Origin of the sequence: Nocardioides sp. NPDC059952, from assembly GCF_042730435.1 — a bacterium.
Lineage (GTDB): Bacteria > Actinomycetota > Actinomycetes > Propionibacteriales > Nocardioidaceae > Nocardioides.
The window spans coordinates 46219-61637 of the sequence record NZ_JBHWLY010000002.1 but is presented as its reverse complement, the minus strand read 5'-3'; the positions used below and the strand labels follow the sequence as shown (position 1 = coordinate 61637).

Here is a 15419-nt window from a genome sequence, read left to right as displayed (position 1 = left end):
CTCTGCTCCTTCATCACGGTCGTCCGGAGGGGGCCGGCTCGTCGGCTGTCGTGCCGAGGCCCACAGTGGCCTCGGCGGCCCCGGCGCCCCCCTCGAACGCCGGGGCCACGTGTGTGTTGATCTCGACCGGGCAGCTGCTCTCCCGAAGCACCGCCCGGGAGGTTCCGCCCAGCTGCCCCAGGCCGAGGAGGTGCCGGCCCCTGCCCAGGATCAGCAGCCCGGCATGCCGGGACGCCTCGACCAGGGCGTACGCCGCCTGGGCGTGCACCACCTCGATCCGTGCGTCCACCCGGGCGGTCGACGGGTCCGAGGTGCTCCGGGCGGCCTCGAGGGTCGCGGTCAGCTCGCGCTCGGCCCGGTCGGTCCACGCCCGCTCCTCGCTCCCGACGGTGAGGTAGTCCTGGTACGCACCGAACGTGTGCCAGGCGTGCAGCAGCCGTAGCCGGGCCCCGCGTGCAGCCGCCACCTCCAGACCGCGGCGTACCAGGGCGACGGAGGTGGTGGCGTCCTGGATGCCGATGACGATGTTGCGAGGTCCGTCCTCTCCCGACCAGGCGGAGGGGACGACGACCATCGGTACGGCCGAGTGTGCCGCGACAGGGCCGAGGATCGAGGAGGTGATGAGCCGGTCGAACATGCTGCGTCTCTGGTCACCGAGCACGAGCAGGCGCGCCTTGGCGGCCGCCTTGACCAGCACCGACGCCGGGCGGCCGAGCAGCAGGTAGGTGCTCACCACCGCGCCGCTGTCCGCGACGGCGTCCTCCGCCTCGGCAAGGATCGCTCGCCCCAGCTTGCCCATCCTCGAGTCCGGGTCCCTGGGCGCCGGCGGCCAGGTCGGCAGCGGCGGTGCATACGGGTCGACCACATAGACGAGGTGCAGCGCGACGCCGGCCCGGGCCGCCTCCGTGGCGGCGTAGCGAGCGGCGGCCAGCCCGCCATCGGTGCCGTCGACCCCCGCGAGGATCAGATCCCTGCTCTCGCTCATGACTCCAAGCCTTGGGGAGCGAGGTGATCGGCGGACAGGGACCGTCGGCCCGAACCAAAGGCCTTTGGTCGGTCCGGGACCGGCATGAGCCGACATGGGCCAGGTCCGCTCAGCCGACGCCGTGGTGCCCCGTGGCCAGCAGGACCTTCGCGTCGAGGACCGCCAGGCCGTGCTCGTGCACGATGACGGGATCGAGATCGACCTCGGCGACCTGAGGTAGGTCGTCGGCGAGGCGGCCGAGGCAGATCAGCAGGTTCTCCACGGCGGCGACGTCGGCTTCGGGGGCGCCGCGGTGCCCGAACAGCAACGGCGCTGTGCGCAGCTCTCTGAGCGCCGAGGCGGCATCGGTCTCGCTCAGCGGCGCCAGCCGGTACGACCGGTCGCCGATCAGCTCGGTCGCCATCCCGCCGTAGCTGCACGTCACCAACGGCCCGAACACCTCGTCCTGGGCGACACCCACGATCAGCTCGGGTCCCGGCCGGGCCTGGCGCTGCACCAGGAGGCCCGGCCGCCCCGTCGGGATCTCCAGCAGCTCTCGCGCCGCTGCGCGGGCACCGTCGGGGTCGGTGATGTCGAGGCGTACCCCACCCAGATCCGTGCGATGGACGATGTCGGGGTCGGCGAGCTTCATCACGACCGGGAAGCCCAGCCGGTCGGCGGCCTCGACCGCCTCCTCGACCCCGTCGGCCAGGGCGCCCGGCACGACCTCGATCCCGTACGCCCCCAGCAGCCGCTCCACCTCGGGCGGCGAGAGCGACCGGCTGGTCGGGGAGTCGGCCAGGACCTCTCGCACGACCGCCCTGGCCGCGGCTCGGTCCGCGCCGTCGACGGACGCCGGCCGGCCGGGTGGGGTGGCCCGCCATTCGGCATGGCGGGCGATGGGGGCGAGCGCCCGAGCGGCGTCCTCGGGGAACCAGAACATCGGCACCCGATGCCGACCGGCGCTGACCGGCCGGGTGGCACCGATGCGCCCGAGCATCACCCCGACCGTGGCCACCGGGACACGCTGTCCCGGACCGGTCGAGTTCAGCCCCCGGCACGCCGTCCGCACCGCCCGCTCGAAGGCTGCGTCGCTCAGCGCGGGCAGCGGGGTGTGCAGGGCGATCAGCATGTCCACCTCCCCGCTGTGCCCGAGGGTGGCCAGCACCTCTGCGTACTCCTCGGAGGTGACCCCGGAGCCGAGGTCGACGGGGGTGCGTACCGACGGCGCCCCCCGGGACGATCTCCCGGATCCGGGCGACCATCGGCTCGCTCAACGTCACCGGACGCAACCCCTCGACCAAGCAGGCGTCGGCGGCGAGCACCGCGGGGCCACCGGCGTTGCTCACGATGCCGACCCGGCCTCCCAGCGGCAGGGGCTGGTTCGCCAGGACGCTCGAGGTCTGCAGCAGCTGCTCCAACCCCGCGACACGGATCACCCCGCACTGGCGGAAGAGCGCGGCCACCGCGGCGTCGCCGGCTGCCGCATCGCCGCTCCCCCCGACGAGCGCGACGATCGGCTTGTGCCGGGACAGCAACCTGGCGACCCGGGAGAACTTGCGCGGATTCCCGAAGGACTCCAGGCAGAGCGCGACCACGTCGGTGGCGTCGTCCTCGGCCGCGTACATGAGCAGGTCGTTACCACTCACGTCTGCCTTGTTCCCCGCCGAGATGAAGCACGAGAGGCCGACACCGAGATCCGCCGCCCGACGCAGCGCGGCGATGCCGACGGCACCGGACTGGGTCATCATCGCGATCCGACCGCGATGCAGCGGCGTGGCGGAGAAGGTCGCATCCAGGCGTACCTCCGGGTCGGTGTTGGCGATGCCCAGGCAGTTGGGGCCGACCAGGCGCATGTTCGCGGACCGGGCCGTGGCCAGCACCTCGTCCTGCAGCCTGGCTCCCTCCGGGCCCGACTCCGCGAAGCCGTCGGCAAGGATCACCAGGTCGCGGACGCCGCTTCGCGCGCACTCGTGGACCACCTCGACGACCTCGGCGGCGGGCACGGCGATCACCGCCAGATCGACCACCTCGGCGATCTGGCGGACCGAGGAGGCGCAGGCCAGACCGAGGATCGTCTCGCGGTGCGGGTTGACGGGGTAGATGCTCCCGGTGAAGCCCGCCTGCAGCAGGTTCTGCACAACCAGGTGTCCGGGATGGTTCTCCCGCCTGCTGGCTCCGACCACGGCCACCGACCGTGGCCTCAGCAGCCCCCGGACGGAGGAGGCGTCGGCGCTCATCTCTCGCGCTGTCGCCGCCGCGATCACGCCTTCCATCGGCCAGACCGGGAACCGCACCTCCACGGTCTCGCGGTGCGGCGTCGCGGCGAGCACGAAGCCGGAATGACGCAGGACGTCGAACGCAGAGGCGTCCTGGGCCAGGACATAGGCCACGAACGTGGAGACGCCGGCCCGGCGCGCGGCCAGCGCGAGGTGCTCGAGCACCAGGGTCGCCAGACCCCGCCCTGCGTAGTGGTCGGCGACGACGACCGCCAGCTCGGCCTCGCTGTCGCGCACGCTCAGCCCGCTGGCGAGCGCGACCACCCGGTCCTCGACGACCGCCAGCTCGGCGACCGCCTCCCCCGCGGCCAGTCCCGACATCAGGTCGTCGACGAAGCGCGAGGCGTCGGTGCGGCCGAGGTGGAAGAACCGCAGATAGCGACCGCGGTCGGAGAGACCGTTGTGGAGCGCGATCAGGGCGTCGCGGTCGTTGACGTCGACGTCGCGGACGTGGGCGATGGTGCCGTCACGCAGCAGCACGTCCTCGGCCATCGCTCAGCCCTCAGCGGCCAGGACGGTCCGGGTGACGGCGACGACAGAGTCCGGGGTGACGCTGATCGAGTCGATCCCGAGCCCGACCAGCACACGCACGACCTCGGGGTGGTCAGAGGGCGCTTGGCCGCAGATGCCGGAGTGGATGCCGTTGCGGCGACAGCCCTCGACGGCGAGGCCGATCATCCTCTGCACCGCCGGGTCACGCTCGTCGTAGTCGAAGTCGACCAGCTCGCTGTCCCGGTCGACCCCGAGGGTGAGCTGCGTGAGGTCGTTGCTGCCGATCGAGAACCCGTCGAACCGCTGCGCGAAGTCGTCGACCAGGACGACGTTGGCCGGGATCTCGCACATCGCGTAGACCTTCAGCCCGTGCTCGCCACGGCGCAGCCCGAGCTCCGCCATCCGGGCCAGCACACGGTCGGCCTCGTCGAGGCGACGCACGAACGGCACCATGACGACGACGTTCTCCAGCCCCATCGTCTCGCGCACCCGGCGCAGCGCGGCGCACTCGAGGGCGAAGCCCTCGGTGTAGGCGGGGTGTGCGTAGCGAGCCGCGCCCCGGAAGCCGAGCATCGGGTTGGCCTCGGCCGGCTCGAAGGCAGCGCCGCCGAGGAGCGCGGCGTACTCGTTGGTCTTGAAATCGGAGAGCCGCACGACGACGGGCTTGGGGTGGAACGCGGCCGCGATCGTGCCGATCCCCTCGGCGAGCCTCTCGATGACGTACGCCGCACCGTCCTCGCCGACGAGCCGCTCGACCTCCGCCCGCTGGCGGTCGTCCGCGATGCGCTCGGGATGGAGCGCGGCGAGCGGGTGCACCCGGACGTGCTCGGCGAGGACGAACTCCATCCGGGCCAGCCCTACCCCGTCGTTGGGCAGGAAGGAGGACTCGAACGCGATCCCGGGGTTCCCGAGGTTGACCATGACCTGCGTACGCGGACGTGACGTCAGGTCGCCGGCCACCTCGACCGTGTGGAAGTCCGCCCGACCTCGGTAGACATGGCCATCGTCCCCCTCTGCGCACGAGACGGTGATCCTCTCGCCGTCTGCGATCGTGCTGGTCGCGTCTCCGGTCCCGACCACGGCCGGGATGCCGAGCTCGCGGGCGACGATCGCTGCGTGACAGGTGCGCCCGCCGTGCTCGGTGACGACCGCCGAGGCGATCTTCATCAGCGGCTCCCAGTCAGGGCTGGTGCTGGGTGCGACCAGCACGTCGCCGGGCGCGAAGACCTTGTCCTCCCCGATGTCGTGCACGATCCGGGCCGGTCCGGCCGCGACCTTGGCGCCGACCGCGCGGCCGGTGGTGAGCAGGTCGCCGTGCGCCTCGATGACGTAGCGGGTCGTGGCTGCCGGTCGTCTCCTGGCGGCGACCGTCTCGGGCCGCGCCTGGACGACGTACAGCAGCCCGTCGGTGCCGTCCTTGGCCCATTCGATGTCCATCGGTCTGCCGTAGTGGCGCTCGATGGTCATCGCCGCGCCGGCCAGCTCGAGCACCTCCTCGTCGGAGAGGCAGAAACGGTCGCGCTCGCGTGGCGGCGTGGGCTCCTCGCGCACCGGCTCGGTCTCACCCAGCACCATGCGCACCGCCTTGCTGCCGAGATGACGGCTCAGCACGGCGCGGTGGCCGGCGGCGTACGTCGGCTTGTGCACGTAGAACTCGTCGGGCTCGACCAGGCCCTGGACGACGTTCTCCCCCAGGCCGTAGGAGCCGGTCACGAACACGACGTCCCTGAATCCCGACTCCGTGTCGAGCGTGAACGAGACTCCCGAGCAGGCCAGGTCGGAGCGCACCATCTTCATCACCCCGACCGAGAGCGCCACCGACAGCTGGTCGTAACCGTGCCGCGCGCGATAGTCGACCGCCCGGTCGGTGAAGAGCGAGGCGAAGCAGCGGCGTACGGCGTCGAGCAGCGCTTCCTCCCCCTGGACGTGGAGGAAGGACTCGTGCTGGCCGGCGAAGCTCGCGTCGGGCAGGTCCTCGGCGGTCGCCGAGGAGCGGACGGCGAGTGCGACGTCACGCCCGTACTCCTGTTGCAGCGCCTGGTATCCCGCCACGATCTCCTCGGCCAGGTCCGGGGGAAGCTCCGCGTCGAGGAGCAGGCCGCGGGCTCGGGCCGACCGCTCGGCGAGGTCCTTGCGGTCGTCGACGTCGAGACCGTCGAAGACCGTCTCCAGCGAGGAGTCGATGCCCGACTCACGCAGGACGTGGCGATAGCCGTCGGCTGTGACGGCGAACCCGTCGGGCACACGGATGTCGCGATCATGGAGGCGGCGATACATCTCGCCCAACGAGGCGTTCTTGCCGCCGACCAGGGCGACGTCATCGATGCCGATCTCGCCGAAGGTACGCAGGTGGCTCATGATCCGGCCGTCATCGCAGCCATCCGTGGTGCATCACGACCGGCACGCGTGCCCACTGCTTGCCGAAGCCCCAGGTGTCACCGGCGTACGTCAGCGCCAGCACGCCGACGGTCAGGGCACCGAGCAGGTGGTCGTCGATGATCGGGTTGTTCTCCAGCGGGAAGCTGGAGAGCCACATCAGCGTGTACATGGTCGCGCCGGCGATGGCGCCGATCCGCATGCCGATCCCGAACGTGAGGGTGAGTCCGACCCCCAGCAGGCCGATCATGAACAGCCAGTCGACCCACCACACACCCGCCATGTCGTTCCACATGCCCTGCAGCCAGTTGTGCTCGGGCACGTTCGAGAGGTAGCCCTCGGTCGGGCTGCCTCCGTTGACCCAGGCCTGGCCCTCGGCGAAGAAGTCGATGCCGGTGCGGGTGCCCGCGTCGTCGGTGATCGCGCCGGTGTGGAAGCCCAGCGCGAGCAGCTTGTCGAAGAAGGCCCACAAGAAGGTGAGTCCGAAGGCGATCCTCAGCACGGCCAGCAACCGTGCCGCGGGCATCGGGTAGTGCCCGGGCAGCGTTGTGGCCGAGCCGGGCGTCGAGATTGAGGTCATGAGTCCTCCCTGGGTCTCGCCGGCCCGTGCTGGCCGGACGCCTTCAGCCAACCGCCGCCGAAGCCGTCGCGGCGAGGGAACGGGGTCCGCCCAGGGCAGGTCCTTCGTCCCCGGCAGGTCAGGACGGTCGGCCCCCACGCGTGCCTCACCTCCGGTAGGACCCGGCCAACCGCCCGGTAGGGGCCTGATGCGTAACCAGCCCCTACCGGGCGTCTTCCCCGGGTCCGGCCCACACCCCCTGTGGTCGGCTCCCGGAGGCTCTTCGGCCGGTCTCCCTAGCCCGTCATCGCAGCGCTCCAGGTCATCGGCTCAACCATCTCGGTCGGCTGGGTCGGAGTGACAGGGCACTACCGCGACAGGCACCTCTGCGCTGTGGATCACCTCGCGCGCGACCGGACCGAGACCCCAGGTGCCACGTGCGTCATGGCGTCGTCCGAGCACGACCAGCTGAGCGCCGATCGACCGGGCCGAGATGATGCTGGCGGCGTGGCCGCGGTCGCGCTCGATCGTGACCTGGACCTGCGGATACTCCTCGCGCAACGGCTTGATCGCCGCCTCGAGGTCCATGCTGCTGCGTTCCTGTCCGTCTCGTACGAGCGGTGCGTTGACGGTCGGGTCCCAGACGAGCACGGGATGCAGGTTGACCGAGTGCATCACCACCAGCTCGACCCGGTCGCGGCAGGCGCGCTCGAACGCGGCGCGCAGCACCGGCTCATGGAGACCGTCCGGGTCCACGCCGACGACGACCGGTTCCCCGAGGTGATCCGCAGGGCCCCACCCTGGCGGCACGACCACCACCGTCCCGAGGGCCCGTCCGGCGACTCTCATCGCCGTCGATCCGACCTGGAACCGACGAGAGCCGCCGAGGCCACGCTTGCCGACGACCAGCAGATCTTCCACGTCCGCGTATCCGAGCAGGGCCGGCACCGGGTGGTCGAACTCGATCAGCGACACCGTCCGGACGTCGGCATCTGCAGCCTCGACCTGGCGCTCGATCCGCCTCAGCACGGGCCAGAGGCGCCCGTCAACGGCGCCGTCCTGGTGCCGCACCGGATGCCGAACGGCCCCGATCGGCACGAGCGGCCGGCCAGAGGCGGCCACCTCCGCGATCGCGTAGGCCACCGCGGCCCGGTTGGACTCGGAGCCGTCCACGCCGACCACGACCCTCGGTTCCAGCGGAAGCGGCGGACGGGCCGGTCGACTCGAGGGCTCCCCATTCACAGTGGTCGGCCAGCCCGGACTCGAGGTCGCGGTCATATATATGTCCCTCCATCGCGAGATCGCGTGATCGCTCCAGTGGTCTCCAGCGAATCCCGCCCATGCGCGCGGTGCCAGGGACGTAGGTCGGGCAGGTCGGGTCCAAGGTCCTCAGGACCGAGGCTCGGTGCGTGCTTCGTCGCTGCCCGGCGTCGCGCCCCGGAGGTAGCGCTCCGGCCCACCTGCCGCCCGGGCACCGGAGCGGAACCACGCCTCCAGTCCCGACGCGTCGCGCCGCTCGAGCTCATCGAGAAGCACCTCGCGGATCTCGACCGCGCGCAGCTTCGCACTCAGGTCCGTGACCCGGTCGAGGGCGACGTAGCTGGATCGCCAGGCCCTGCACAGGTCCGTGTCGGTCAGCCCGTCGGTGACCGCCAAGACGGCCTCGACCGGGTCGACCGGGTCGACCGCCTCCGGTCCGATGGCTGCTGCCGCCGTTCCTGCGTACGCCCTCCGCCTGCCGAGCCGGTCGCGGCTCTTCAGCGGTCGTTCCGTGCGCGGCGGCCGACCGAGCCACCCCAGTTCCCAGACAGAGGCCAGCCCCGCCGTGATCACCAACAGCGCGCTGGTCAGACCGAGCGCGAGGACGAGCCCTGCGGCGGCCAGCGCCGCGCTCGGCCACAGCAGGCTTCTGCTGAGCAGGACAGGCCACCGGATCGACTTCTCCTCGGGCCCGAGGCACATCAGCATCGTGAAGGTGATGAAGCTCCCGCCCGCCCACCACCCGACCGTCATGGGCACCGACCATGCCATGAGCGCGGCCACACCGCAGCCGACCACCATGCCCAGCACAGCGGCCCACACCCAACGTCTCATGAGCTCACTTTCCCGGTAGGCCGGGGCCGGGCGGAGGGGCCACGATTCCTCCCGGTCCGGGACCAAGGCCCCGACACCGGCAGTCGTTGGCCACTCGCTGCGCCTCCATCGCCCGGCGCACTGTCGGGGCATGCGGTTCGGCGAACGATGAAGGAGCTCGCGATGATGTACTGGTACGGCTCGGGGATGAGCGGCTGGGCCTATGCCCTGATGACCATCAGCATGATCCTGTTCTGGGGTCTGATCATCGCCTCGGCCGTCGTGGTCGGTCGCAGGCTCCTCCGCGACGAGCCGCTGCCCACCGGAGCGCCGAGCACGCCCGAAGACGTGCTCGCGATGCGTCTGGCGCGTGGCGAGATCGACGAGGACGACTACGAGCGGCGCATGGCGACGCTGCGAGCCCGGGAGATCACCGGACCACGCTGACCGCCACGGCTCGGCCCGCCGCTCAGCCGGCGCGGGCCGGGCCGGCCCTCTCGAGTCGACCCTCGCGCTCGAGGACGAGGTCGTCGACCATGAGCACATCGGGGGACGGAGGATGGATCTCGACCGGGCAGCGGCTCTCGCGGATGACCGCACGCCCCGTGTTGCCCAGGCGGCCCAGGGGGAAGGAGTGGCGGCGTCGATCGATGACCAGGAGGTCGGCGTTCCTGGTCTCCTCGGTGATCTTCCTGGCCGGCTGGCCGTGGCGAACCTCGATCCGGACCGCCACGTCCGAGGCGTGCGGGACCCGACGACGGGCGCGCCCCAGGGCGTCGTCCAGGGTGAGACGGGTGGCGTTCTCCCAGTCGCTCATGTCCAGATGGGCCACAGTCATGTCGTCGTAGACGGTGTCCAGCTGCCAGGCGTGGAGCACGACCAGCTCCGCGGCCCGGTCCGCCGCGTGCTTCAGCGCCCGGGCGAGCAGCCCCACCGAGCTCGCGCAGTCCTTGACCGCGACGACCACCCGGCGACTCGGATCGTCGGGCGACCAGCCACTCGGCACCACGACGACCGGGGCCGGCGCATGGCCAGCGACCCGGTTCGTGACCGACCCGGTCATGATGCGCTCCAGGCCCTGCCGACGATCATCACCGAGCACCACCAGCCGCGCGGCGGCAGCGCAATGAACCAGACCGGGGACCGCGGAGCCCTGCAGGAGGGTGGCCGTCACCCGCTCTGCGCCGACATAGGCGACCGCCTCCTCGGTGGCCTTCTTCAACAGCGCGTCCGCCGCTGCGCGGAGGTCGCCTCCGATCCAGGAGTAGGGATAGGTCGGCTCGGACGGGGTCACGTGGACGAGCCACAGATCGGCGTCGTCCAGGCCCGCCTCAGCCGCGGCGTAGGCGATCGCCGCCCGTCCGCCCACTCCCCCGTCGACGCCCACCAGGATCGGGTCGTTCTCGCTCATGTCGTCTCCTCACGGGCGCGACGCACCCCGCCGTCCCCCGAGCCCACTCTCATCCGCCAGGACGCCAGGTGGCAGGGACGTCGGAGGTCGATCCCGGGGACCTTGGTCCGCACTCACCGGTCGCGCTGCCGGAAGGCCTCGACCGCGGTCGGGAGCGTCGGGAAGAGGTGATCCGCACCGATTCTGTCCAGGATGCCGGATGGAGCCAGCGAGTCGCGCAGGTCCTGCTTGATCCTGGCGATCGCGAGGACGATGCCCCGCTCGCTCAGCGCCGTGCGCAGCGCCTCCAGCGCGTCGACGGCGGTGACGTCGACCTCGGTGTTCGCCTCGGCGTTCAGCAGGAACCACTCCACCGGCCACTCGGCATCATCGACCGCGGCGAGCGCCCGGGTGCGGAAGTCCTCGGCGTTGGCGAAGAAGAGCGGCGAGTCGTAGCGGTAGACGAGCAGGCCGGGCACCTCCTCCGCGTCGGGGTAGTCGTCCACGTCGTGCATCCCCGCCAGCCCTGGGACGTGACCGAGGACCGCGTCGTGCGGATGCGCGACCCGGCGCAGCAGGTCGAGCACCGAGAGCCCGACCGCGATCAGCACGCCCCACATCACGCCGGCGGCGAGCACGGCCACCGTCGTGACCAGAGCGAGGACCAGCTCGCTGCGCCGGAACCGGGCGAAGCGGCGCAGCTCCCCCACCTCGACCAGCTTGGTGGCGGCATAGACCACCACGGCACCGAGCGCGGCCTCGGGAAAGGCCTCCAGGACCGGCGCCAGGAGCAGCACCGCGGCCACCGTGGTGGCCGCGGCGACGTACGAGGTCAGCTGGGTGCGCCCGCCCACGGCGTGGCCGATGGCGGTCCTGCTGCCGCTGCTGCTGACCGGGAACCCGTGCACGAGCGCCGAGCCGAGGTTGGCCCCGCCCAGGGCGAGCAGCTCCCGGCGAGCGTCGACGCGTTCGCTGCGGCGGGCGAAGGCGCGGCCGGTGAGGATGTTGTCGGTGTAGCCCACGAAGGCGACGCCGAGCGCCGGGCCGAGCATCGAGACGATGGCGCCCGGGTCGAGTGCCGGCAGGCCCGGGGCCGGGGGCCGGCTCGGGATCTCGCCGACCAGCCGCAGCCCGGAGTCGTCTCCGAGCAGCGCCACCAGCGCGGTGGCGGCAAGCATGCCGATCAGCGCGACCGGGGCACGCGGGGCGAGCAGGGAGCCGACGATCATCGCGGCGGCCGCACCGCCACCGAGCAGCAGCGTGGGGACGTGGACCTGGTCGAGGTTGCCGATGAAGCTGCCCACCTCCGCCAGCACCCCGTCGCCGGTGACCGTGACGCCGGTGAGGTTGTCGAGCTGGGAGACGACCATGAGCACCGCGATCCCCGCCATGTAGCCGACCAGCACCGGCCGCGAGAAGAGCTCGGCCAGCACCGAGACCCGCAGGAACCAGCCCACCACGCAGATCGCGGCTACGACGAGCGCCAGCGTCGCTGCGAACGAGGCGGGGTCCTCGGCCGCCGCCGGGATGGCGCCGATCGCCGCCGCCGTCATCAGCGCGGTGGTCGACTCCGGGCCGACCGAGAGCAGCCGGGAGGTGCCCAGCAGCCCGTAGACCATCATGGCGCCGACGCACGCCCACAGCCCGGTCTCGGGAGGCAGGCCGGCCAGCTCGGCGTACGCCATCACCTGGGGCACCAGGTAGGCGGTGATCGTCACCCCGGCGAGCAGATCGAGCCACAGCCAGCGCCGCTGGTAGCCGCGGGCCCACGACGGCATCATGCGGCGTACGTCCATGGCAGCACTGTCCCACGAGCCGCCGTCCGCCGGCCGCGGTCAGCCCAGAGGGACCGACCACTCCACCAAGGTCCCCTTCGGGGGCGCCGGCTTCACGGTGCACCGCCCACCGTGAGCCTCGGCGCGGTGGCGCATGTTCGCGAGACCGCCCTCCACCACGCCCTCCGGAATCCCGTCTCCGTCGTCGCGCACGCGAAGCACGAGGTCATCGGCGGCGGAGAGCGACACGTGCACCGCGCTCGCGTGCGCGTGACGGACCGTGTTCGAGAGCGCCTCGCCGAGGACGGCGATGACGTCCTTGGCCAGCTCCGGAGAGGTCCGCAGCCGGATCGGGCCGTCGAAGTCGAGCTTCGGGCGGAACTTGAGGGACGCCGCCGCTCGGTTCACCAGGTCGGTGACCTGGGACTGGATGTCGCCGTCGTGCTCGGGAGTGCCGAGCTCGAAGACCGCGCGCCGGAGGTCACGGATGGTGTCGTCGATGTCATCGACCGCCTGGTCCAGGCGGTCGCGCAGCTTCGGGCTCTCGGCCATGTTGAGGCCGCCCTGGAGGCGTAGGCCGATGACGAAGAGCCGCTGGATCACGATGTCGTGCAGGTCGCGACCGATCCGGTCGCGATCGTCGTAGACGGCGAGCCGCTGCCGCTCGTCACGGTTCTGGGCCAGCCGGATGGCCAGCGCCACCTGGCCCGCGAACGCGTCGGCGACGGCCAGGTCGATGTTCTGGGCCTGCTCGGCGTTCGCCCGCCGCCAGGTCAGGGCGAGCACGCCGACCGCGTTCATCTCCTCCGACGGGTCGGTACGTCCCAGCGGCACGAACACACCGGGGCCGAGGTCGCTCATGTCGATGACCGCGGCGGCACTTCCGCCCGCGGCCGCGCTGGCGACGTCCTCCACCATCATCGGCACTCCATCGAGGATCGCCCGTCCCGCGATCGACTCCCGCAGGGGGGCACGCTTCAGCACGTCGAGGTCGACCTCGGTGCCGGAGACCACCTCCACCCGCAGACGGTCGGCGGCGGGTCCCGTCACGATCCAGGCGACGTCGGCGCCGGAGATCTCACGGGCCCGGTCCGCCACGAGCTGAAGGGCGGTGCCGCGGTCGATATCGCCCATGAGCGCGCTGGTGATCTCGGCGCGCGCGTCGAGCCAGCGACCGCGGCGCGCGGCCTCCTCGGCCAGCAGGGCGTTCTCGATCGCGACGCCGGCAGCCGCTGCCAGGGCGACCACGATGCTCTCGTCCTGGTCGGTGAACTCCGCGCCGTCGGTCTTCTCGGTGAGGTACAGGTTGCCGAACACCTTCTCACCGATGCGAACGGGAACACCCAGGAAGGAGCGCATCGGCGGATGGTGCGCGGGGAACCCGAAGGAGGCCGGATGCTCCTCGATGTCGCGCAGACGGACCGGCTCCGGATGGTCGATCAGCAGGCCGAGCAGACCGTGACCGGTGGGCAGGTCTCCGATCCGGAGCTCCTGCTCGGGGGTGAGACCACGGTTGATGAACACCCGCAGCCGCCGCTCGCCACCGCTGGCCAGGACCCCGAGAGCCGCGTACCTCGCTCCGGCCAGTGCCTTGGCGACCTCGACGATCCGGTTCAGCAGGTCGTCGATCGACAACCCGGCACCCATCGTGACGATCGCGTCGAGCAGCAGTCTCCACCGCACCTGCTCGTCTCGAGCGACCGTGACCCGGTCGAGCACTTCGGTCAACAGCTCGTCGAGCGGTGTGTTGCTCAGCGTCTTCGTTGCCGTGTCATCCGGTGAACGGCGCGGCCGCGGTGGCGTACTTCCCACGTCGACCCTCCACGTCACATGAGTGGTACACCCCTTAACGTATCAGCCTTGCAACGTCTTGGTGACAAGAATCGCGGCCTGCGTCCGGCTCTCCAGGCCCAGCTTGGCGAGCAGGGAGGAGACGTAGTTCTTGACCGTCTTCTCCGCCAGATGCATCTCCTTGCCGATCTGCCGGTTGGTCATGCCCTCGCCGATGAGCTCCAGGATCCGGCGCTCGTGGTTGGTCAGGTTCTCGAAGACCGAGTTGGACTTCGGCCCGCTGCGGATCCGCTCGAGGACCTGTGCGGTGACCGCGGGGTCCAGGGTCGATCGGCCCGCGGCGACCTGGCGCACGGTGTCGACGAGGTCGGCGCTGCGGATCTGCTTGAGCAGGTAGCCGGCCGCGCCCGCCATGATCGCGGAGAACAGCGCGTCGTCGTCGTCGAACGAGGTCAGGATGAGCGCTGCGATGCCGGGGTCGACCGAGCGGACGTCGCGGCACACGTCGATGCCCGACCCGTCGGGAAGCCGGCCGTCGAGGATCGCGACATGGGGACGCAGCGCGGGGATCCGGCGCCGGGCCTCCTCGGCGAGCCCGGACTCGCCCACGACGACGATGTCGTCCTCGTCCTCGAGGAGATCCTTGATCCCGCGGCGGATCACCTCATGGTCGTCGAGCAGGAAGACCCGGATGGGCTCTGCTGCTCTCTCGGGGTCTGCAGATTCGGTCACCTGCTCAACCTACGACCGAGGACGGCGCTCGCCAATGCTCGTCTTACCCGTGCGCCGAGGACCAAGGTCCCGCGACGCACCCGCGGGAGCGCGCTCACGGCTGCCCGGTTCCGACCGGGTCCTCGACGGGCTGCGGCACCAGCGCCTCACCCGTCGGCGCGGACGGTTCCGGCGGCGCGGGCCCGACCGGGTCGCTCCCGCCCTGGTCGAGCCGGAAGGGCGGGTAGCTGTCGGTCATCAGGAAGACGTACGCCCCGACCCGGGCCGCCCACCGGTCCATCCCGAGGACGAGGTCGAAGATGCCTCGCGGGTAGCCGCGCCCGAAGAGCATCGCCACGCCGGCGAAGAGGACCAGCAGCCCGATGATCCCGCTCCCCCAGGCCCAGGCCCAGGTGTCGGGATCGCCGCTGGTCTGCGCCACGTACAGGCCTCCCCCCAGGAAGAAGCTCAGGAGCATCAGGTGCGGGATCGCCAGCAGCCACGACTTCACCAGCACCAGACCGCGCGAGAGCCGCTCGGGGTAGGCGATGTGCAGACGTGCCGGGTATCCGGGGACGTCCTCGAGCGTGAACGGCGGGTAGGCGTCGGTGCCGAGCGCGGCGTAGCCGTAGTAGTCCACCCGCCAGGTCCAGCGCAGGACGCCGAGGTTGAAGTCGAAGATCGCCCGCGGATAGCGGGCGGTGAACAGGATCGCGAACCAGGCGACGACGGTGAGCACGGAGAAGGCGATCCAGAGGAAGAACAGGATGATGTAGTGCGGGATCAGCAGGAGCCACTTGACCAGCCACAGGGCTCGGCTGACCCTGGTGTCCAGCTGCCCCTCGAGCACTACCGGGGAATGGGAAGTGTTCATGCCTCCAGCCTCCGCACCGCAGGACGCCATGGCATCGGACCAAGGTCCTCTGGTCGGGGACGTGTGCCACTGCCTGGGCACGTACCTTCGGCCGCAGCGTGGTGCCAACGGCACCACGCAGGGGGCGTGGCGCCG

The 15419-nt window shown here is 71.3% G+C and carries 12 protein-coding genes and 1 pseudogene; 1 reads left to right on the top strand and 12 read right to left on the bottom strand.

What is annotated here, in order from left to right; genetic code table 11:
* Positions 1-13: 13 nt before the first annotated feature.
* The 7 genes and pseudogenes from ACFV9G_RS01215 to ACFV9G_RS01185 all read right to left on the bottom strand — a co-directional run bounded on the left by ACFV9G_RS01215 (position 14) and on the right by ACFV9G_RS01185 (position 8764).
* A complete protein-coding gene (locus ACFV9G_RS01215) occupies positions 14-985 on the bottom strand; it encodes a universal stress protein (RefSeq protein ID WP_378724132.1) in 972 nt (323 codons plus the stop codon).
* 109 nt (positions 986-1094) lie between these two features.
* Entirely contained in the window at positions 1095-2132 is a 1038-nt protein-coding gene (locus tag ACFV9G_RS01210; protein ID WP_378724129.1) for an acetate--CoA ligase family protein, read from the bottom strand.
* 283 nt (positions 2133-2415) lie between these two features.
* Positions 2416-3564 (bottom strand): annotated as a pseudogene (locus ACFV9G_RS01205) (GNAT family N-acetyltransferase); the annotation flags it as partial.
* 174 nt (positions 3565-3738) lie between these two features.
* Complete coding sequence (ppsA, locus tag ACFV9G_RS01200; protein ID WP_378724126.1) at positions 3739-6093, bottom strand: phosphoenolpyruvate synthase; 2355 nt, start codon at positions 6091-6093, stop codon at positions 3739-3741.
* Positions 6094-6103: 10 nt separating this feature from the next.
* Positions 6104-6691, bottom strand: a complete 588-nt coding sequence (locus tag ACFV9G_RS01195) for a hypothetical protein (protein WP_378724123.1) — start codon at positions 6689-6691, stop codon at positions 6104-6106.
* 309 nt (positions 6692-7000) lie between these two features.
* A complete protein-coding gene (locus ACFV9G_RS01190; RefSeq protein WP_378724120.1) occupies positions 7001-7948 on the bottom strand; it encodes a universal stress protein in 948 nt (315 codons plus the stop codon).
* A 111-nt stretch (positions 7949-8059) separates the two neighbouring features.
* Positions 8060-8764 (bottom strand): hypothetical protein, encoded by a 705-nt coding sequence (locus ACFV9G_RS01185; protein ID WP_378724117.1) that lies wholly within the window; start codon positions 8762-8764, stop codon positions 8060-8062.
* Positions 8765-8926: 162 nt separating this feature from the next.
* Here ACFV9G_RS01185 and ACFV9G_RS01180 point away from each other — a divergent pair, with 162 nt between their 5' ends.
* Entirely contained in the window at positions 8927-9190 is a 264-nt protein-coding gene (locus ACFV9G_RS01180; protein WP_378724114.1) for an SHOCT domain-containing protein, read from the top strand.
* A gap of 22 nt (positions 9191-9212) precedes the next feature.
* Here ACFV9G_RS01180 and ACFV9G_RS01175 read toward each other — a convergent pair whose 3' ends face one another.
* From ACFV9G_RS01175 to ACFV9G_RS01155, 5 genes are all read right to left on the bottom strand, one after another.
* Entirely contained in the window at positions 9213-10154 is a 942-nt protein-coding gene (locus ACFV9G_RS01175) for a universal stress protein (protein ID WP_378724112.1), read from the bottom strand.
* 113 nt (positions 10155-10267) lie between these two features.
* Positions 10268-11929, bottom strand: coding sequence for a SulP family inorganic anion transporter (locus ACFV9G_RS01170; RefSeq protein ID WP_378724109.1), 1662 nt, complete (start codon positions 11927-11929; stop codon positions 10268-10270).
* A gap of 39 nt (positions 11930-11968) precedes the next feature.
* A complete protein-coding gene (locus ACFV9G_RS01165; RefSeq protein WP_378724106.1) occupies positions 11969-13720 on the bottom strand; it encodes a GAF domain-containing protein in 1752 nt (583 codons plus the stop codon).
* A 42-nt stretch (positions 13721-13762) separates the two neighbouring features.
* Positions 13763-14431 carry a response regulator gene (locus ACFV9G_RS01160; RefSeq protein WP_378724103.1) on the bottom strand — a complete coding sequence of 223 codons (669 nt, stop codon included), beginning with the start codon at positions 14429-14431 and terminating at the stop codon, positions 13763-13765.
* 94 nt (positions 14432-14525) lie between these two features.
* The gene (locus ACFV9G_RS01155; protein WP_378724100.1) at positions 14526-15284 is read right to left on the bottom strand and encodes a DUF4389 domain-containing protein; all 759 of its coding nucleotides are present in this window, start codon (positions 15282-15284) and stop codon (positions 14526-14528) included.
* Positions 15285-15419: the final 135 nt, after the last annotated feature.